Annotated in this window: 19 protein-coding genes; 8 read left to right on the top strand and 11 right to left on the bottom strand. The window is 72.3% G+C overall.

The window, feature by feature from the left end:
• Positions 1-4: 4 nt before the first annotated feature.
• Positions 5-391, top strand: coding sequence for a PH domain-containing protein (locus tag MZC64_RS30980; protein ID WP_247760712.1), 387 nt, complete (start codon positions 5-7; stop codon positions 389-391).
• 22 nt (positions 392-413) lie between these two features.
• Positions 414-2,258, top strand: a complete 1,845-nt coding sequence (gene ilvD / locus MZC64_RS30975) for a dihydroxy-acid dehydratase (protein ID WP_247760714.1) — start codon at positions 414-416, stop codon at positions 2,256-2,258.
• 78 nt (positions 2,259-2,336) lie between these two features.
• Here the strand turns inward: ilvD and MZC64_RS30970 are convergent, their stop codons facing one another.
• A complete protein-coding gene (locus MZC64_RS30970) occupies positions 2,337-2,975 on the bottom strand; it encodes a DoxX family protein (protein ID WP_247760716.1) in 639 nt (212 codons plus the stop codon).
• 158 nt (positions 2,976-3,133) lie between these two features.
• Positions 3,134-4,057: a 2-hydroxyacid dehydrogenase gene (locus MZC64_RS30965; protein ID WP_247760717.1), complete on the bottom strand. Its 924-nt coding sequence runs from the start codon at positions 4,055-4,057 to the stop codon at positions 3,134-3,136.
• Between the two features lie 91 nt (positions 4,058-4,148).
• Here MZC64_RS30965 and MZC64_RS30960 point away from each other — a divergent pair, with 91 nt between their 5' ends.
• Complete coding sequence (locus MZC64_RS30960; RefSeq protein WP_247760718.1) at positions 4,149-5,267, top strand: sorbosone dehydrogenase family protein; 1,119 nt, start codon at positions 4,149-4,151, stop codon at positions 5,265-5,267.
• A gap of 81 nt (positions 5,268-5,348) precedes the next feature.
• On the opposite strand, the gene gatB is transcribed toward MZC64_RS30960, so the two are convergent.
• The 4 genes from gatB to gatC are packed head-to-tail and all read right to left on the bottom strand — an operon-like array spanning position 5,349 to position 8,938.
• Positions 5,349-6,860: an Asp-tRNA(Asn)/Glu-tRNA(Gln) amidotransferase subunit GatB gene (gene gatB / locus MZC64_RS30955; RefSeq protein ID WP_247760720.1), complete on the bottom strand. Its 1,512-nt coding sequence runs from the start codon at positions 6,858-6,860 to the stop codon at positions 5,349-5,351.
• On the bottom strand, positions 6,850-7,119 hold the full coding sequence (locus MZC64_RS30950) for a hypothetical protein (RefSeq protein ID WP_247760721.1): 270 nt from the start codon (positions 7,117-7,119) through the stop codon (positions 6,850-6,852). Before MZC64_RS30950 ends, gatB begins: the two co-directional genes overlap by 11 nt.
• Positions 7,116-8,639 (bottom strand): Asp-tRNA(Asn)/Glu-tRNA(Gln) amidotransferase subunit GatA, encoded by a 1,524-nt coding sequence (gene gatA, locus MZC64_RS30945; RefSeq protein WP_247760722.1) that lies wholly within the window; start codon positions 8,637-8,639, stop codon positions 7,116-7,118. The genes MZC64_RS30950 and gatA overlap by 4 nt, the downstream gene beginning before the upstream one ends.
• 2 nt (positions 8,640-8,641) lie before the next feature.
• Positions 8,642-8,938, bottom strand: coding sequence for an Asp-tRNA(Asn)/Glu-tRNA(Gln) amidotransferase subunit GatC (gene gatC, locus MZC64_RS30940; RefSeq protein ID WP_185009277.1), 297 nt, complete (start codon positions 8,936-8,938; stop codon positions 8,642-8,644).
• Positions 8,939-9,125: 187 nt separating this feature from the next.
• Between gatC and MZC64_RS30935 the strand changes: the two genes are divergently transcribed.
• The 4 genes from MZC64_RS30935 to MZC64_RS30920 all read left to right on the top strand — a co-directional run bounded on the left by MZC64_RS30935 (position 9,126) and on the right by MZC64_RS30920 (position 13,005).
• A complete protein-coding gene (locus tag MZC64_RS30935; RefSeq protein WP_247760723.1) occupies positions 9,126-9,779 on the top strand; it encodes an ACT domain-containing protein in 654 nt (217 codons plus the stop codon).
• 72 nt (positions 9,780-9,851) lie between these two features.
• Positions 9,852-11,315: an alpha/beta fold hydrolase gene (locus tag MZC64_RS30930; protein ID WP_247760724.1), complete on the top strand. Its 1,464-nt coding sequence runs from the start codon at positions 9,852-9,854 to the stop codon at positions 11,313-11,315.
• A gap of 11 nt (positions 11,316-11,326) precedes the next feature.
• Positions 11,327-12,376 (top strand): sensor histidine kinase, encoded by a 1,050-nt coding sequence (locus MZC64_RS30925; protein WP_247760725.1) that lies wholly within the window; start codon positions 11,327-11,329, stop codon positions 12,374-12,376.
• The gene (locus MZC64_RS30920) at positions 12,373-13,005 is read left to right on the top strand and encodes a response regulator transcription factor (protein WP_247760726.1); all 633 of its coding nucleotides are present in this window, start codon (positions 12,373-12,375) and stop codon (positions 13,003-13,005) included. The genes MZC64_RS30925 and MZC64_RS30920 overlap by 4 nt, the downstream gene beginning before the upstream one ends.
• On the opposite strand, the gene MZC64_RS30915 is transcribed toward MZC64_RS30920, so the two are convergent.
• Entirely contained in the window at positions 13,002-13,781 is a 780-nt protein-coding gene (locus tag MZC64_RS30915; protein WP_247760728.1) for a sugar nucleotide-binding protein, read from the bottom strand. The two genes, MZC64_RS30920 and MZC64_RS30915, sit on opposite strands and share 4 nt — an antisense overlap.
• 54 nt (positions 13,782-13,835) lie before the next feature.
• Here MZC64_RS30915 and MZC64_RS30910 point away from each other — a divergent pair, with 54 nt between their 5' ends.
• Entirely contained in the window at positions 13,836-14,717 is an 882-nt protein-coding gene (locus tag MZC64_RS30910; RefSeq protein WP_247760729.1) for an Lrp/AsnC family transcriptional regulator, read from the top strand.
• 5 nt (positions 14,718-14,722) lie between these two features.
• Here the strand turns inward: MZC64_RS30910 and MZC64_RS30905 are convergent, their stop codons facing one another.
• From MZC64_RS30905 to MZC64_RS30890, 4 genes are read right to left on the bottom strand one after another with little or no spacing between them, the layout of a single operon-like run.
• Positions 14,723-15,454, bottom strand: coding sequence for a 3-keto-5-aminohexanoate cleavage protein (locus tag MZC64_RS30905; protein ID WP_247760733.1), 732 nt, complete (start codon positions 15,452-15,454; stop codon positions 14,723-14,725).
• A gap of 9 nt (positions 15,455-15,463) precedes the next feature.
• Positions 15,464-15,958, bottom strand: coding sequence for a GNAT family N-acetyltransferase (locus MZC64_RS30900; RefSeq protein ID WP_247760734.1), 495 nt, complete (start codon positions 15,956-15,958; stop codon positions 15,464-15,466).
• A complete protein-coding gene (gene ligA / locus MZC64_RS30895; protein ID WP_247760735.1) occupies positions 15,933-18,098 on the bottom strand; it encodes an NAD-dependent DNA ligase LigA in 2,166 nt (721 codons plus the stop codon). The genes MZC64_RS30900 and ligA overlap by 26 nt, the downstream gene beginning before the upstream one ends.
• 41 nt (positions 18,099-18,139) lie before the next feature.
• Positions 18,140-18,811 (bottom strand): hypothetical protein, encoded by a 672-nt coding sequence (locus MZC64_RS30890; protein WP_247760737.1) that lies wholly within the window; start codon positions 18,809-18,811, stop codon positions 18,140-18,142.
• Between the last annotated feature and the right edge of the window lie 27 nt (positions 18,812-18,838).

The raw sequence follows: 18,838 nt of genomic DNA, 5'->3' as shown, positions 1-18,838 counted from the left end.
TTCCGTGAGCGGACTGATTTTCCGGATCCCCACCACGGCTATGATTCCGGTGGCGTTGCTGTTCCTGTGCGCGACACCACTCGCCTTCGGCGCGCCGGGGCTCCAGGTGATCTACCTGGTGCCAATCGCACTGGTCCTGTGGGTGATCCGCACCAGGACCGTGGTCGACGCCGAACAGGTGCGCATCCGCACGATGTTCGGCGCCCGCAGCATCGCCTGGTCGGACATCGCCTCGCTGCGACTGACCAAGCGCTCCGGCGTGAAGGCCGTGCTGGCCGACGAGTCCGAGGTCACGCTGCCCGCGGTGCGGGTGCGCGATCTGGACGCGCTGGCCCAGGCCAGTGGCGGCCGCTTCGGCGAGTCCGGCACGACCGAACCCGGCAAAGACTGACGAACCCCGTTAAGGAGGAGCAGTGCCCCCGCTCCGCTCCCGCGTGACCACCCACGGCCGCAACGCGGCAGGCGCCCGTTCGCTGTGGCGCGCCACCGGTATGACCGATTCCGACTTCGGCAAGCCGATCGTGGCGATCGCCAACTCCTACACCCAGTTCGTGCCGGGCCACGTGCACCTGCGCGACCTCGGGGACATCGTGGCCGAGAAGATCGCCGAGGCCGGCGGGGTGGCCAGGGAGTTCCACACCATCGCGGTGGACGACGGCATCGCCATGGGGCACGGCGGCATGCTCTACTCGCTGCCCTCCCGCGAGCTGATCGCGGACGCGGTGGAGTACATGGTCAACGGCCACGCGGCGGACGCGCTGGTGTGCATCTCCAACTGCGACAAGATCACCCCCGGCATGCTGATGGCCGCGCTGCGGCTGAACATCCCGGTGGTCTTCGTCTCCGGCGGGCCGATGGAGGCAGGCAAGGCCGTGGTGGTGGACGGGGTCGCCCAGGCGCCCACCGACCTGATCACCGCGATCGCCGCCTCGGCCAGCCCGGACGTCGATGACGAGGGCCTGTCCATTGTGGAGCGCTCAGCCTGTCCGACCTGCGGCTCCTGTTCCGGCATGTTCACCGCGAACTCGATGAACTGCCTCACCGAGGCGCTCGGGCTGTCCCTGCCCGGCAACGGATCCACCCTGGCCACGCACGCCGCCCGCCGGGCGCTGTTCGAGCGGGCCGGCACCACCGTGGTGGAGCTGGCCAAGCGGTACTACCAGCAGGACGACGAATCCGCGCTGCCGCGCAACATCGCCAACCGGGCCGCGTTCGAGAACGCGATGGCCCTGGACGTGGCCATGGGCGGCTCGACCAACACGGTGCTGCACATCCTGGCCGCCGCGCACGAGGCGGAGATCGACTTCACCATGGCCGACATCGACGCGGTCAGCCGCCGGGTGCCCTGCCTGGCCAAGGTCAGCCCGAACTCCGACTACCACATGGAGGACGTGCACCGGGCCGGTGGCATCCCGGCCATCCTGGGCGAACTGGACCGCGGCGGGCTGCTCAACCGCGCGGTGCACACGGTGCACAGCGCGAACATCGACGAGTGGCTGGGCGCCTGGGACATCCGCGCCGAATCGCCCTCGGCCGAGGCGGTGGAGCTGTTCCACGCCGCGCCCGGCGGGGTGCGCACCACCCAGGCATTCTCCACCGAGAACCGCTGGTCCTCGCTGGACACCGACGCGGCGGGCGGCTGCATCCGGGACCGGGAGCACGCCTACACCAAGGACGGCGGCCTGGCGGTGCTGCGCGGCAACCTGGCCGAGGACGGCGCGGTGATCAAGACCGCCGGCATCGACGAGGAGCTGTGGGTCTTCCGCGGCCCGGCCCGGGTGGTGGAGAGCCAGGAGCAGGCGGTCTCGGCGATCCTGGGCAAGCAGGTGCAGCCCGGCGAGGTCGTGGTGGTCCGCTACGAGGGCCCCTCGGGCGGGCCGGGGATGCAGGAGATGTTGCACCCCACCGCGTTCCTCAAGGGCGCCGGGCTGGGCAAGGTGTGCGCGCTGATCACCGACGGCCGCTTCTCCGGCGGGTCCTCGGGCATCTCGGTCGGGCACATCTCGCCGGAGGCGGCCGACGGCGGGCTGATCGGGCTGGTCCAGGACGGGGACGAGATCGTCATCGACGTGCACCAGCGCAAGCTGGAACTGCTGGTGGACGCGGCGGTGCTGGCCGAGCGGCGGGCCAAGATGGAGGCCAGCGAGAACCCGTGGCAGCCGGTGGACCGGCAGCGCCCGGTGTCCAAGGCCCTGCGCGCCTACGCCCGGCTGGCCACCTCAGCCGCCACCGGCGCCGTCCGCGACCCCGGCAAATAACGGCCAGTTGGCCCAACTGGGACGCCAATTTGGCCCAACTGGGCGTACCAGTTGGGCCAAATTGACGAGCGGAGTGGGTTAGCGGAGGACTACCAGGGTGATTACCGAGGAGCCTGCCGCGACCAGGAGGAAGAGCACGCCCCACGGGAGTGGGACGCGCGCCCAGGCGCGGCCGTTGTCCAGCGCGGCGCGGCCGGGGCCGAGGAAGAGCAGCGCGGCGGCCAGGGCGCCGAGCACCAGGTCGAACTCGAAGCCGGTGCCGGTGGAGCCGAGGAAGAAGCCGTTGTTCCACTTCAGCGTGACCACGTTGATCATCACGCCGAGCAGTCCGGCCGCGCCGAGCGGGGTCAGGAAGCCGAGCACGATCAGCGCGCCGCCGCCCAGCTCGGTGATCCCGGTGACGTAGGCCAGGATCCGGGTCTGCTGGAACCCGAAGGACTCCAGGAATTTGGCGAATCCGCTGATGCCCGGTCCGTTGAACGCGCCGAAGAGTTTCTGCGCGCCGTGCGCGATGAACGTGCCACCGAGCACCAGGCGCAGGACGAGCAGCCCGAGGTCGGCGCCACCGTTCCACGCGAAGGGCTTGCGCCGCACGGTGTCCGCACCGCCGGCCTGGTCAACGGGCAGCGCCGCCGTGGTTCCGGTGGCCGTGTAGCCCGCGTCGTCGAAGTGGTGCGCGCCCCCGCTGGTGCCGGGGCCGCTGTCGTGAGTGCTCACGCCCAAGCAGGCTAGGTGATCCGGGCCACTTCGGCGACCCGGGCGGTGGGCCGGGGTTCGGCGCGCGAGCGGTGGACGCGGCAACGGCGCTGGTCAGCGCGCGGGCCTGTGAGATCGGCCTCGCCGCGGAGGTTGGGCCCGGTGGCGGCCGGGCTGGGTCAGTAGCTGCCGCGGATCAGGTTGTCCGGGTCCTGGCCGGCGGCGAACTGGGCGATCTGCCGGGCCACGATGGTGAACGCCCGCTGGTGCTGACCGGCCACGCTGCCCGCCACGTGCGGGGTGAGCAGCAGGTTCGGCGCGGTCCACAGCGGGTGGCCGGCAGGCAGCGGCTCCGGGTCGGTGACGTCCAGGGCGGCGCGCAGGCGGCCGCTGGTGAGTTCGGCCAGCAGCGCGTCGGTGTCCACCACCGGGCCGCGGGCGGCGTTGACGAAGATCGCGCCATCGGCCATGCAGGCCAGGAACTTGGCGTCCACCAGGTGCCGGGTGTCCTCGGTCATCGGCACCACCACGATCACCACGTCGTAGTTGCCGAGCAGGTCGGGCAGCTCGTCCTCGCCACGCACGCCCGCCCGCGCGGTGCGGCCGACCAGGGTGACCTCGGTGTCGAACGGGGTCAGCCTGCGTTCGAGCTGGTAGCCCAGATCACCGGCGCCGACGACCAGGATCCGCTTGTCCTGGAGGGTGTCGGTCGGGTGGTAGGTCCACTCCCCCGCGCGCTGGGCGGCGTCGAACTCGCGGAAGTCGCGGTAGATCGACAGCAGCGCGCCGACCACCCATTCCGCGGTGCTGCCGCCGTGCGCGCCCCGGCAGTTGGACAGCCGCACGTGCTCGGGCAGCGCGCCGATCCACGCCTCGGCGCCCGCGCTGAGCAGCTGCACCAGCTTGAGTTTCGGGAAGGTCTTCGCCAGCGGCACCAGTTTGCGCGAGGCCAGGAACGGGGGCACGAAGACCTCGGCCTCAACCGCCTCGGCGGGCATGCTGAGCTGGTCCTGCGGGTCGTAACTGACCACCCGCACCCCGTCGATCGCGGAGACCAGCTCGGCGGCCCCCGGGTAGTCGGGCAAGAGCACTGTCAGGGTCACCCGCCGACTCTAACCCCGGGTTCACCTGCGCCCACCTACCCTGGTGACCATGCCAGCCCCGGGTTCGACGCGACGGACGTCCCTTGTCGGGATGGTGGCGCTCGCCCTGCTGGTCTCCGGCTGCGCGAGTTTCCCCGAGGTCCGCCAGGCCGACTGGACCGAACAGCCCCGGCTGCAGCCGCAGGGCGGTCCGCCGCCCGGTGGCGGCGGGGGCGGCAGCGGCGGTGGCCAGCAGCAGCGGCCGAACACCCCGGTGCCGCCGCCGGATGGCTGCAAGGACTTCGACCCCGCCGTGGTGGCGACCTGCCTGGACCAGGTGGCCGCGGTCGCGGTGCTGCCGGACGGGCAGTCGGCGCTGGCCGCCGAGCGGGTCAGCGGCCGGATCTTCAAGGTCCAGCCCGGCCAGGCCCCGGTCGAGTTCGCCCGCATCCCGGTGGACGGCGCCGGTGGCGGCGGGCTGACCGGCCTGGCGCTCTCGCCCAGCTACGCCGAGGACGGCCTGGTCTTCGCCTACATCACCACCGGCGCGGACAACCGGGTGGTGCGCATCGCCAAGGGTGACGGCCCCAAGCCGGTGCTCACCGGCATCCCGCGCGGCGCGCGCAACAACGGCGGCGCGCTGGCCAAGGACCGCACCGGCGCGTTGCTGGTGGCCACCGGCAACGCGGGCAACGGCAACGCCGCCAACGATCCCGCCTCGCTGGCCGGCAAGGTCCTGCGGATCACCACCTCCGGCAAGCCCGCCGAGGGCAATCCGACGGCGGCCAGCGCGGTCATCGCCAACGGTCTGACCAGCCCCGGCGGCATCTGCAGCACCAGCGACCACCGCAGCACCTGGGTCACCGACCGCGCTGACAAGCAGGACGTGGTCTACAAGCTCGCCCTGGGCAAGCCGCTGGGCACCCCGGCCTGGACCTGGCCGGACCGCCCTGGTGTGGCGGGCTGCGCGGCCTACACCGACCGGTTGTCGGTGGCGCTGACCGCGGGCGCGGGCATGTTCAACCTGGCGCTGAGCAACACCGGCGCGTTCACCGGCCGGCCGGAGACCACGTTGAAGGGCGTCTACGGGCAGCTCGGCGGGGTCGACCTGGCGCCGGACGGCAACTCCTGGGTGGGCACGCTGAACAAGGCCGGCGGCAAACCGGTGTCCAGCGACGACCGGGTGTTCGTACTGCCGCCGCAGGGCGGCGGGGGCGGCGGGAACGACTAGGCCACCCTGCCCACTTGGCCCAACTCGGCGTACGACTTGGCCCAACCGGGCGTACCGGTTGGGCCAAGTCGTACGAGCTTGCTACTGGGCGCAGCGTTCCAGGATGAGTTCGCGGACGCGCTTGGCGTCGGCCTGGCCCTTGGTGGCCTTCATGACCGCGCCGACCACGGCGCCGGCCGCGGCGACCTTGCCGGCGCGGATCTTCTCGGCCACGTCCGGCTGGGCGGCCAGGGCCTCGTCGATCGCGGCGAGCAGGGCCGAGTCGTCGGAGACCACGACCAGGCCGCGGGCTTGCACCACGGTGTCCGGGTCACCCTCGCCGGCGAGCACGCCGTCGACGACCTGGCGGGCCAGCTTGTTGGTCAGCTTGCCCTCGGCCACCAGCACGATCACCCTGGCCAGCTGGGCCGGGGTGATGGCCAGCGCGGTCAGTTCGATGCCCTGGGTGTTGGCCTGCTGGGACAGGTAGGCCACCCACCAGGAGCGGGCCTCATCCGGCGAGGCGCCCGCTTCGACGGTGGCCGCGACCAGGTCCAGCGCGCCCGCGTTGACCAGGTCACGCAGTTCCAGGTCGGAGAGCTGCCAGTCCTGCTGGATGCGCTTGCGGCGCTGCCAGGGCAGTTCGGGCAGGGTCGCCCGCAGCTCCTCGACCCAGTCCCGGGTGGGCGCGATCGGCACCAGGTCGGGCTCCGGGAAGTACCGGTAGTCCTCGCTGGTCTCCTTGCGCCGTCCGGCCCTGGTGCTGCCGGTGGACTCGTCGAAGTGCCTGGTCTCCTGGATGACCTCGCCGCCGCTGGTCAGCACCGCGGCGTGCCTGCGCATCTCGAAGTGCACGGCCCGCTCGACGCTGCGCAGCGAGTTGACGTTCTTGGTCTCCGAGCGGGTGCCCAGCTCGGTGCTGCCCTTGGGCATCAGCGAGACGTTCGCGTCGCAGCGCAGCGAGCCCTGGTCCATCCGCACGTCGGAGACGTCGAGGGCCTTGAGCAGGTCGCGCAGCGCGCTGACGTAGGCGCGGGCCACCTCGGGCGCGCGCTCACCGGTGTCGTGGATCGTCTTGGTGACGATCTCGATCAGCGGCACGCCTGCCCGGTTGTAGTCCAGCAGGGAGAACTCCGCGCCGTGGATGCGCCCGGTCGCGCCGCCGACGTGCAGCGACTTGCCGGTGTCCTCCTCCATGTGCGCGCGCTCGATCTGCACCCGGAAGATCTCGCCGTCGTCGAGCACCACGTCCAGGTAGCCGTTGAAGGCGATGGGCTCGTCGTACTGCGAGGTCTGGAAGTTCTTCGGCATGTCCGGGTAGAAGTAGTTCTTGCGCGCGAACCGGCACCACTCCGCGATCTCGCAGTTGAGCGCGAGACCGATCCGGATGGCCGACTCGACCGCCTTGCCGTTGACCACCGGCAGCGCGCCGGGCAGGCCGAGGCAGGTCGGGCAGACCTGGGTGTTGGGGTCGGCGCCGAACTGTGTCGGACATCCGCAGAACATCTTCGTGTTGGTGTGCAGCTCGACGTGCACTTCCAGCCCCAGCACCGGGTCGAAGCGCTCGACCACGTCGGAGTAGGGCAGCAGGTCTGCCGTGACGTCAGTCGTCATCGCCGTCGTCCTCCCAGTCGGACAGGATGTCCCGCTTGAGCAGCTCGGACTGGAGCACCATCGTCCCGAGCAGTTCCTCGTCGTTGATCCCGGCGGTGCGCCGGGTACACCAGGTGGGCGTGCCGCTGGCGTCCAGGCACTTCACCACCGCGAGCGCCTCGATCGGCGTCCAGCCCTCGGGCAGCGGGAACAGTTCCAGTCCCCGCAGCACCTGGCCGACCGCCTGGCGGGTGTCCTCCCGCTCACTGCGTTCGCTCACCGCACGCCCGCCGCGAGGTCCGGCACCCGGTGGATCTGCGCACCGCCCTCGGCGTCGTTGCGCGCGACCTCATAGGCCGCGGCCACCCGGTACATCCGCTCATCGGCCAGCGCGGGCGCCATGATCTGCAGCCCGACCGGCAGCCCGTCCTCGTCGGAGAGGCCGCTGGGCACGCTCATCGCCGCGTTGCCCGCCAGGTTGGCCGGGATGGTGCACAGGTCGGCCAGGTACATCTGCATCGGGTCGGCGGTGCGCTCGCCGATGCGGAAGGCCGTGGTCGGCGTGGTCGGCGAGATCAGCACGTCGACCTGCTCGAACGCGGTGCTGAAGTCCCGCGAGATGAGCGTGCGGACCTTCTGCGCCGAGCCGTAGTAGGCGTCGTAGTAGCCGGCGGAGAGCGCGTAGGTGCCCAGGATGACCCGGCGCTTGACCTCGGCGCCGAACCCGGCCTCGCGGGTCAGCGACATGACCTGCTCGGCGTCCAGCGACGGGTCGTCGCCGCCGACCCGCAGGCCGTAGCGCATGGCGTCGAAGCGGGCCAGGTTGGAGGAGCACTCGCTGGGCGCGATCAGGTAGTAGGCGGGCAGCGCGTAGGTGAAGTTGGGGCAGGAGACCTCGACGACCTCCGCGCCCAGCTTCTCCAGGGTGGCCACCGCGGCCTCGAAGGAGCGCAGCACGCCCGGCTGGTAGCCGTCGCCGCTGAACTCGCTGACCACGCCGATGCGCAGGCCGGACAGGTCGCCGGTGGCGCCCTGGCGGGCGGCCGCGACCACCGGTGGCACCGGCACGTTCAGCGAGGTGGAGTCGAGCGGGTCGTGCCCGGCGATGACCTCGTGCAGCAGCGCCGCGTCCAGCACGGTGCGCGCGCACGGCCCGGCCTGGTCCAGCGAGGAGGAGAAGGCGACCAGGCCGTAGCGGGAAACGCCGCCGTAGGTGGGCTTGACGCCGACGGTGCCGGTGACCGCGCCGGGCTGGCGGATCGAGCCGCCGGTGTCGGTGCCGATGGCCAGGGGGGCCTCGAAGGCGGCCAGCGAGGCGGAGGAGCCGCCGCCGGAGCCGCCGGGGATGCGGTCCAGGTCCCACGGGTTGCGAGTGGGGCCGTAGGCGGAGTTCTCGGTGGAGGAGCCCATCGCGAACTCGTCCATGTTGGTCTTGCCGAGGATGACCACGCCCGCCTCGCGCAGCCGCCGGGTGACGGTGGCGTCGTACGGCGGGATCCAGCCCTCGAGCATCTTGGAGCCGCAGGTGGTGGGCACGCCCTTGGTGGTGAGCACGTCCTTGAGCGCCAGCGGCACCCCGGCCAGCGGCGAGGCCGGGGCCTCTCCGGCGGCGATGGACTTGTCCACGGCCTCGGCGGCGGCCAGCGCGCCCGCGGTGTCCACGTGCAGGAAGGCGTGCACCGCGCCGTCCACCGCGGCCACCCGGTCCAGGTGCGCCTTGGCGACCTCCACCGCGGAGACCTCCCGCGAGTGGATCTTCGCGGCCAGCTCGGCCGCGGTGAGCCTGGTCAGGTCAGTCATGATCACGCCTCCCCGAGGATGCGCGGCACGCGGAAGCGGCCGTCTTCGCTGGCGGGCGCGGCGGCGAGCGCGTCCTCGTGTGACAGGCAGGGCACGATCTCGTCGGCGCGGAAGACGTTGGTCAGCGGCACCGAGTGCGAGGTCGGCGGGACGTCCTCGGCGGCTACCTCGCCGACCTTGGCCACCGCCTGGATGATGCCGTCCAGCTGGCCGGCGAACAGGTCCAGTTCGGCATCGGTGACGGCGAGCCTGGCCAGTCTGGCCAGGTGCGCTACCTCGTCGCGCGAGATGGTGGGCACTGGTGGACTCCCTGAAAGTTGCTGCCCGGATGCGGGGCATTGTTCGGGGCGAGTCTATGGCGCACCCATGCGCGGTCCCGAACGGGTTGTTGGTCGGACGGTCACGCTGTGGATAACTGGGCGGGTTCTCCCGACATGTGGACGGCGGAATCGGCGTTGTCATCCGGGTCTGCGACAATCGGCGGCCGTGTCCTTCCTGATCCGCGTGCAGCTACCCGACCGTCCCGGCACCCTGGGGGCGGTCGCGTCGGCGCTCGGGGAGATCGGGGCCGACATTCTCAGCGTGGACGTGGTCGAACGCGGGGTCGGCGTGGCCATCGACGACCTGGTGGTGGAGCTGCCCTCGGGCCGCCTGCCGGACGTGCTGATCACCGCGGCCGAATCGGTCGAGGGCGTCGAGGTGGACGCGGTCCGGCCGTACGCGGGCATCCTGAACACCCACCGTGAGCTGGAACTGGTCGAGGAGATCGCCGCCGAGCCGCGCAAGGGGCTGGCGGTGTTCACCGAGGGCGTGCCGCGGATCATCCGGGCCGGCTGGGCCGTGGTGGTCGGCGTCAACGGCGACGGCCCGTACCGGATGGCGGCCAGCAGCGCCGCGCCGGAAACCAAGGCCATCGAGCTGCCCTGGCTGCCGCTGCACAAGGCGACGGTGCTCGACGGCGAGGAGCCGTGGGTGCCGGAGACCTGGCAGGAGCTGGGCACCGAGCTGGCCGCCACCCCGCTGGGCAACCCGGAGCGGGTGCTGTTGGTGGGACGGCCGGGCGGGCCGATGTTCCGGGCGGCGGAGGTGGCCAGGCTGGCGCACCTGGCCGGGATCGTCGCGGTGGTCCTGCCCGACTAGCGCGGGTTCCGGCGGCCCGCGTCTGCCGGATTGCAGACGCGGCGGGACCGTCCGGGCGGCGAGCCTGGGCGGGTGAACTTGACCTTTCGGGTGCTCGCCGCGGCGGTCGGCGCGACGCTGGCCGCGCTGATCGGGCAACCCGCCAGTGCCCTGCCCGTCCCGAGCCCCATGGCCGACGCCGTCGAGCCGAGTCCGCCGCCCTCGTTGTCCTGGCGGGACTGCGGCCCCGGCCTCCAGTGTGCCGCCCTGTCCGTGCCCACCGATCACGCCGCCCCCGCCGGCCCGCGCTTCGACCTCGGCCTGGCCCGCTTCCCCGCCCGCGACCAGTCCCGCCGCCTCGGCTCCATCGTGATCAACCCCGGCGGGCCGGGCGCGATCATCGACCTGCTGCCGCACCTGCGCGAGCAGTTCACCGACCTGACCCAGTGGTACGACGTGGTCCTGTTCGACCCGCGTGGGATGGGCCGCAGCGCCGGGATCACTTGCCCGAGTCCGGCCCCCATGCCGCTGGAATGGACCTTTCCGACCAAGGCCGCCTTCGACGAGTACACCGTGCGCAGCCGGGCTTTCGGCGAGAGCTGCACGGCCGCGGCCGGACCGCTGGCAGGCAAGCTGGACAGCAGGCAGGTCGCGCACGACCTGGACGCGCTGCGGGCCGCGCTCGGCGAATCCCGGTTGCGCTACCTGGGCAACTCCTACGGCACCGTGTTCGGCCAGGCCTACCTGTCCCTGTTCCCGCACCGGGCCGGGCGGTTCTTCCTGGACAGCGTGTACGACCACACCAACCGCTCGCAGCGGGACTGGGTGGCCTCGCGGGCCGCGGTGACCGAGCGGAACCTGCACCGGTTCGCCCAATGGTGTGATCGCACCCAGAGTTGCGCGCTGCACGGGCGGGATCTGGTGCGGGTGTGGACCGAGCTGGTGGCCCGTGCCGAGCGGCAGCCGATCCCGGCGCCGGGGGCGGTGCACGGCGGGCCGGGCACGGCCTCGCGGATCATCTCCAGCACCTTCTCGGACTTCGAGCGGGAGTGGCCGCGGCTGGCCGAGGGCATCGCCGAGGCCGCGGCGGGCGATGCCAGCAAACTCGTTGGCGTGCCGTCGATCCCGGTGGAGACCGACGTCAACCGGCTGATCAGCTGCTCGGATTTTCCCTACCCCACCGGGTACGCGGAAGTGAGCCGGATCGTGGCGGATGTCCGCGCCACCGTGGCGCCGTTGCTGGGCTGGCGGCACGCGTGGGTGAACGTGCTCAAGTGCACCGGCTTCCCCGCGGTGAAACCCTTTGCTCCGCAACCGATCCGGCCCGCGCTCCGGCCGCCGTCGCTGCTGGCCGACGGCATCCACGACGCGGTGACCACAGTGGACTACGGTCGCCGGGTGGCCGCGCAGCTGCCCGGTTCCCGGCACATCGCGGTGGACGGCGCGCACGCGAACTACCTCTACGGCGGCAACCGCTGCCTGCGGGACCACGTGCACCGCTACTTCACCACCGGCGCACTTCCGCCAAACGGCACGACCTGCCCGGCCAATCCCTGAACACTGACCCCGTGATCGCCTTGTCGCGGCCCCTGCGCCAGGACGCCCTCCTGGCCGGGGCCGCCTTCCTCGCCCTGGCCGGCGGCGTGCTGCTGGAACGCGGCACGCTGTCCTGGCCGCCGGTGCTGGCCAGCCTGGCGCTGAGCCTGCCGCTGGTGCTGCGCCGCCGGTACCCGGTCGGCGTGGCCCTGGTCTGCGCGGTGATCGCCTTCCTGGGCACCGGCCTGCCCGGCTGGTCCGGCCGCACGGTCACCGCGGCCGCGTTCTGCTCCGCCGTCTACCACCGGCGGGACCGGTTCGCGCTGGTGGTGACGTTGTCGCTGACCTGGACCGTGCTCTACGGTCTCGCCGCGCCCGCCCCGCCCGCGACCCCGTTCATCACCGAGGCGCTGCTGCTGGGCCTGTCCCCGATCGCAGCCGGGACCGCGTTGCGGCTGCACCGGGAGCGGGTGGAGTCGGCGGCCTCGCTGCGGCGGGCCGAACTGGGCCGGGTGGTCGCGGACGAGCGGCTGCGGATCGCCCGCGACGTGCACGACGCGGTGGGCCACCACCTGACCGCAATCCGGTTGCAGGCCATGGCGGGCAGCCGGGTGCCCACGGCCGCGCCGGGCGCCCTGGAACGGATCACCGAGCTGTCCGCGACGGCGCTGACCGAGACCCGCGAGTTGCTGGCGGCGCTGCGGGAGGAGCCGGGACTGGACCGGCTGCCGGAGCTGACGGCGCGGCTGGGCCACGGCGGGCCGCGGATCACCGTGCGCGGGGCGGACACGCCGGTGCCGGAGTTGCTGGGGCAGCACGCCTACCGGATCGTGCAGGAGTCGCTGACCAACGCGGTGCGGCACGCGGGCGCGGCGGAGATCGAGGTGGAGTTGCGGCGGAACGGGACGGAGCTGGAGATCACGGTCAGCGACAACGGGTCGGGCGGGCCGGCGTCGAACAGCGGCGGCCACGGTCTGCGCGGCCTTCGGGAGCGGGCCGAGCTGCTCGGCGGCTCCTGTGCGGCGGGGCCGGTCGACGGTGGCTGGCGGGTGCACGCGGTGCTGCCCTGGGACCCGCGATGATCCGGGTGCTGCTGGCCGACGACCAGCAACCCGTGCGCGAGGCACTGCGCCTGCTGCTCTCCGCCGAACCCGATATCGAGATCGTCGGCGAGGCGGCCAACGGCGCCGAGGCCGTGCACCTGACCCGCTGGCGCCGCCCCGACGTGGTGCTGATGGACATCCGGATGCCGCACCAGGACGGCCTGTCCGCGATCGAGGAGCTGGCAGGCACCCCGGCCCGGATCCTGGTGCTCACCACCTTCGACCTGGACGACTACCTCTACCGCGCGCTGCGGGCCGGGGCGGCCGGATTCCTGTTGAAGGACAACGATCCCGAGCTGCTGACCAGCGCGATCCGGGCGGCCCACCAGGGGCACGGGCTGATCGATCCCAAGGTGACCGGCAGCCTGGTGCGGCGGTTCGCCGAACTCTCACCCGCGCCGCCGGGACCGGAACTGGCCGCGCTGACCGGCCGGGAGCGAACCGTGTTGCGCGCCTTGGCCCGCGGGCTGAGCAACGCCGAGATCTCCGCCGAACTCGGCGTGGGCGAGGGCACGGTGAAAACCCACGTGGCCAGGGTGCTGGCCAAACTCGGACTGCGCACCCGGGTGCACGCGGTGATCTACGCGCACGAGCACGACCTGGGTTAGAACTCGGCCCGGTGGTCGGCCACCCACTGCCGGAAGGTGCGGGCTGGCCGACCGGTCACCGCAGCCACGTCAGCGGTGATCTCCGGATCGGGCTGGGCGGCCATGGTCGCGTAGGCATCCAGCAGGACGTCCACAAAGGACAGTGGAATGCCGTCGGCGATCAGCTGGGCGCGGGCGGCGGGCCGGTCGAGTTCCACCCAGCGCAGCGGGCGGCCGAGCACCTCGCCGAGGATCCGCACCTGCTCGGCCTGGCTGAGCACCGCGGGCCCGGTGAGCCGGTACACCCGGCCGTGATGGCCGTCCGCGGTGAGCGCGCGCACCGCGACCGCCGCGATGTCCGCCTCGTGCAGCAGCGCCATGCCCAGCCCGCCGTGACTGCCGCGCACCTGGTCCCCGGCCCGGATCTGCCCTGCCCACCACCGGGTGTTGACCGCGAACGTGCTCGGCCGCAACACCGTCCACTCCAGACCGCAGCGGCGGATCAGCTCCTCCTGCCGGTCCATGCTCAGGTCGCGCACCCCGCCCGAACCCAGGAACACCACCCGGCGCGCGTGCCGGGCGATCTCGGCCAGCACGCCGGGCAGGGCCGCGCCGCTGTGCAGTGGCCAGAGCAGGAACACCGCGTCCACCCCGCGCAGACAGTCCCGCAGGCTCTCCGGCCGCGCCAGATCGACCCGATCTCGTTGTGGCGTAACGACTTCCACCTCCGACAGCTGAGCGAGCAGCTCGCGGCCGACGTTGCCGGTCGCCCCGGTCACCAGAATCCGTGTTGTCATGCCCCCAGCGTTGGCTCGGGGTGCGGATTTCCGCCCGTGGCTTACCGTGATCCGGTGGAATCCGTCATGCTGGACGAGCTGGAGCGGGAAATCGTCAGCCGGCTCCGGGCGGACGGGCGGGCCCCGTTCCGCCGGATCGCCGCGGCCCTGGAGGTCTCGGAGAACACCGTGGCCCGCCGGTACCAGAAGCTGCGCGCGGCCGGGGTGCTGCGGGTGGTCGGCTCGGTCGACGGCCCGCTGATCGGCCGCACCTCCTGGACCCTGCGCATCCGCTGCACCCCCGACGCCGCCGACCCCATCGCCACCGCGCTGGCCCGCCGCCCGGACACCTTCTGGGTGCACCTGCTCGCCGGCGGCACCGAGATCTCCTGCAACGTCCAGGCCAGCTCCGACACCGCCCGCGACCAGCTGCTGATGGACAAACTGCCGCGCACCAGCCGGGTCCTGGACGTCAGCGCGCACGCCCTGCTCGGCGAATCCGGCCCCGAGGTGGCACTGGACGAGGGCGATCACACGCTGCTGGCCGCACTCGCCAGGGACGGCCGGACCCGGCACACCGAACTGGCCGCCGCCACCGGCTGGTCGGAGTCCACGGTGAAGCGCCGGATCGAGGGCCTGCGCGCCGCCGGAGTGCTGGTGTTCGAGGTGGATCTGCCCCCGGCGGCGCTGGGCCTGCGGGCCGAGGCGCGGCTGTGGCTGACCGTCCGGCCCTCGGCGCTGCGCCGGGTCGCCGCGGCGATCGCCGCCCACCCGGAGGTGGTCTTCAGCGCGGTCACCACCGGCCGGACCAACCTGACCGCGATGGTGGCCTGCCGCGATTCCGGTGCGCTGTACCGGTATCTGACCGACCGGATCGGCGGACTGGACGAGGTGCACACCGCGGAGACCGCGCCGGTGATCCGCACGGTGAAACGGGCCGGACCGGTGCTGACCTGACCGGGTCAGAACGCCTGGGCGGCCCGGATCAGCTCCGAGTTGTCCGCGGCTGGCTCGCCGTCGGGCAGCACCAGCGTGTCCTCCAACCCGATCCGGCGCGGCAGCCCCAGGCGGGCGGCCTCGGCCAGGACCGGCCAGGCGCCGGCCTCCTCGCCGTGCAACAGGATCGGCAGGTCGTCCGGCAGGAAGTCCAGGGCGTCGAGCAGGGCGGTGGCGGCGGGCAGGGAGCGGTCCGGGTGGGTTTCCTGGACCTCGGCCAGCACCCGGACCGTGCCGGGTGGCGGGCCACCGGCGGCCCGCAGGCGGCCGGCGGCCGGGATGGTGAACACGCCCAGTTCGATGCCGATGCCCGCCCGGTGCAGCACCGCGCAGACCTCCAGCCAGCCGGGTTCGTGCACATTCACCGAGGCCACGTCGGGACGGCCCGCGGCCAGGCCGGACCAGCCCGCGACGAGCTGGGCGCGGCGCACCGGGTCGGGGGTGATCCAGGCCCCGGTGCTGACGCCGATCTCCACGCCGGGGGCCGCGGCGCGCACGGTGGCGACCACGGTGGCCAGTTCGGGGCCGGCCAGGGTCTCCAGGCCGACCGCGTCCCTCGGGTGCAGGTGCACCGAGGTGACGCCCAGTTCGGCGACCTCGGCCACCGTGCTGGCCAGTTGCCAGGGGGTGATGGGCACGGCGGGGTGCGCCTCCGCCGGTCGGTTGCCGTTGGGACAGCACTGCAGCAGCGGAAGCATTGCTCGCTCCTAGCTGAGTTCCCGGACGAAGCCTTGCAGCCAGACTCCCGGAACCGGGGAGAAGTCGCGCGACGGCAACCGGGTGAACCCGTGCCGCTCGTAGAGCCGGTGCGCGGCGGTCATGTTCTTCGCACTGCACATCACCACCCGGCTCACGCCCAGGTCACGGCCGCGTTCCAGCACCGCGCGGAGCAGCACCTCGCCGATGCCGCGGCCGCGCTGGGCCGGGTCGACGGCCAGCATCCGGAACTCCAGCTCACCCGGTTGGGAGATCTCGGCGAAGATCGTGCCCGGGTGCACCACGGTGACCGTGCCGAGCACGGCGCCGTCGCCGTTCACCGCGACCAGCAGCTCCGCGCCGTCCGAGCGGGCCTGCGCGTCGCGCAGTTTCTCCTCATAGCCGCTGCCCTCCGGGATGACCTCGGCGGCGGCGTAGGCCGCCACGGTGACCGCGCCGACCGCCTCGATCTCGCCGGGGTCAGCCTTGCGGACCCGAATCCCCATCCCCATCCCGCGCACTCCCGTCCTCACCGATCGCGGCGACCTCGGTGGCCGCCGCCGGACCGGATTCCAGCAGCACCCGGAAGCCGTCCTCGTCGAGGACCGGCACCCTGAGCTGCACCGCCTTGTCGTACTTGGATCCTGGTGCCTCGCCGACCACGACAAAGCTGGTCTTTTTCGACACCGAGCCGACCGCCTTGCCGCCCCGGGACAGGATGGCCTCCTTGGCCTCGTCCCTGGAGAAGCCCGGCAGGCTGCCGGTGACCACAATGGACAGTCCGTCCAGCGTGCGCGGCACCGACTCGTCGCGCTGCTCGGCCAGCTGGACACCCGCCGCGGCCCAGGCTTCGACCACCGCGCGGTGCCAGTCCACCTCGAACCACTCGCGCACGGCCGCCACGATGGTCGGGCCGACCCCGTCGACCGCGGCCAACCGCTCCTCATCGGCCGCCGCGATCGCCTCGATCGAGCCCAGCTCACGAGCCAGGTCCCGGGCGGCCTTGGGGCCCACGTGCCGGATGGACAGCGCGACCAGGATCCGCCACAGCGGCCGGGTCTTGACCGCCTCCAGGTTCTCCAGCAGCTTCTGCCCGTTCGCGGACAGCTCGCCGGCCATGGTGCGGAACAGCGGGACCTGGACCAGCTTGGCCGCGTCCAGGTCGAATAGATCGCGCTCGTTAGTGTATACAGTAGAGCCGACCAGGGCGGCGGCGGCCTCGAAGCCGAGCACCTCGATGTCCAGCGCGGACCGGCCTGCCAGGTAGGACAGCCGCTCGCGCAGCTGGCCGGGGCAGAACTCGGCGTTCGGGCAGCGGATGTCCACATCCGCCTCCTTCATCGGCCGCAGCGTGGCCCCGCACTCCGGGCACTCCGTCGGCATCAGGAACTCGCGTTCGCTGCCGTCGCGGGCCTCCACCACCGGGCCGAGCACCTCGGGGATGACATCGCCCGCCTTGCGCAGCACGATCCGGTCGCCGATCAGCACGCCCTTGCGCCGGACCTCGTTGGCGTTGTGCAGGGTGGCTCGCGCGACCACCGATCCGGCCACCTTGACCGGCTCGGTCACCGCGAACGGGGTGACCCGGCCGGTGCGGCCCACGTTCACCCGGATGTCGAGCAGCTGGGTGGTGACCTCCTCCGGCGGGTACTTGTAGGCGATCGCCCAGCGCGGGGCGCGGGAGGTGGCGCCCAGGCGGCGCTGGTGGGTGACCTCGTCGACCTTGACCACCACGCCGTCGATCTCGTGCTCGGCGTCGTGCCGGTGCTCACCCCAGTAGGCGATGTGCGCGGTGACCTCGTCCACTGTGGACAGAACTCGGGTGTGCGCGGACACCCGCAATCCCCAGGCTTGCAGCGCGTTGTAGGAGTCGGACTGCCGCTCCGGCTCGAAGCCCGCGCGCTTGCCAAGGCCGTGGCAGATCATCCGCAGCGGGCGGCTCGCGGTGACCTTGGGGTCCTTCTGCCGCAACGAGCCGGCCGCCGCGTTGCGCGGGTTGGCGAAGGGCGGTTTGCCCGCCTCCACCTGCGCGGCGTTCAGCTCGGCGAACTCCACCAGGGTGAAAAAGACCTCGCCGCGGATCTCCACCAGCTCCGGCACCGGGTACCCGTCCGTGCCGACCAGGCGTTCGGGCACGTCGGCCAGGGTGCGCAGGTTGAGCGTGACGTCCTCGCCGGTGCGCCCGTCGCCGCGGGTGAGACCGCGTTCCAGCCGCCCGTCCCGGTAGAGCAGGTTGACCGCGAGGCCGTCGATCTTCAGCTCGCACAGGAAGTGCGCGTCCGCGCCGACCTCCTTCTGCACCCGCTCCACCCAGGCCTGGAGTTCCTCGGCGTTGAACGCGTTGTCCAGGCTGAGCATCCGCTCCAGGTGGTCCACCGGGACGAACTCGGTGGCGAAGCTGCCGCTGACCCGCTGAGTGGGCGAGTCGGGGGTGATCAGGACCGGGTGCTCGGCCTCCAGCCGTTGCAGCTCGCGGAAGAGCAGGTCGAACTCGGCGTCGGAGATGATCGGGGAGGTCACATAGTACCGGTACTGGTGGTCGGTGATCTCCTGGGCCAGCTCCGCGTGGCGCTCGCGCACCGCCGCGGACAGGTCCTGCACGCCCTCCGGCGCGACGGCTAGCTCACTGCTGTCGTTCCTGGTCACAGTAGGAAAGACTAGTCATCCCCACCGACAGTTCCGGCCGGTCAGCGGCCGGAGTGTCGGCGGTCCAGCTCCCGCACGAGTTCGCGCAGTTCGACCAGTGTGATGGCGTCCTCGGGTTCGGCGTCGGCGGTCTCCACCCGGCCCAGCCGGTCCCCGGCCAGCCGCTCGCCCAGGGTGGCGTCCAGCGGCAGGAAGGTCATCGCGGCCTTGCCCGCGTCGTCCAGGGCGGCGATGCCGGGGTGGAACACCGCTACGTCGACCAGCCCGGCCTCCTCGTCGATCAGCGCGGCCAGCCGCACCTGGGACAGCGGCAGCCGGTGCGCGCCGAGGTTGACGGTGACCTCGTTGGGATCGGGCACCGGCGGGACCGCGTCGTAGAACTCCCACATCGGCCCGGGATCGGGCGCGGCGGCCAGCCAGGCGTCGGTGTAGGGCCGCAGGTCGGGGTCGCCCTGGGCGCTCAGGACCAGCGCGTAGATGGCATGCTGGCCGCGTTCGACGGCGAACTGGAGGTTGGGGTGGATCGCGGTGACCGCCTCGACCACCAGGTTCTCCACCCGGCCCGGGTCCTTGTCCCCGAGCGCGGCGCTCACCTGCGGCAGCAGCTCGTCGTTCCAGCGCTGCCAGAACAGCACGGCGGCCTCCCGCGGGTCGGCGGGCTCGACCGGGTCGGGCTCGAAGCCGCCGCGCAGTTTGCGCAGGAACCGTTTCATGGCCGCCATTCCTTACCTCTGATCGCG

Origin of the sequence: Crossiella sp. S99.2 (assembly GCF_023094165.1) — a bacterium.
GTDB lineage: Bacteria > Actinomycetota > Actinomycetes > Mycobacteriales > Pseudonocardiaceae > Crossiella.
This window is presented reverse-complemented; position numbering and strand designations above follow the sequence as displayed.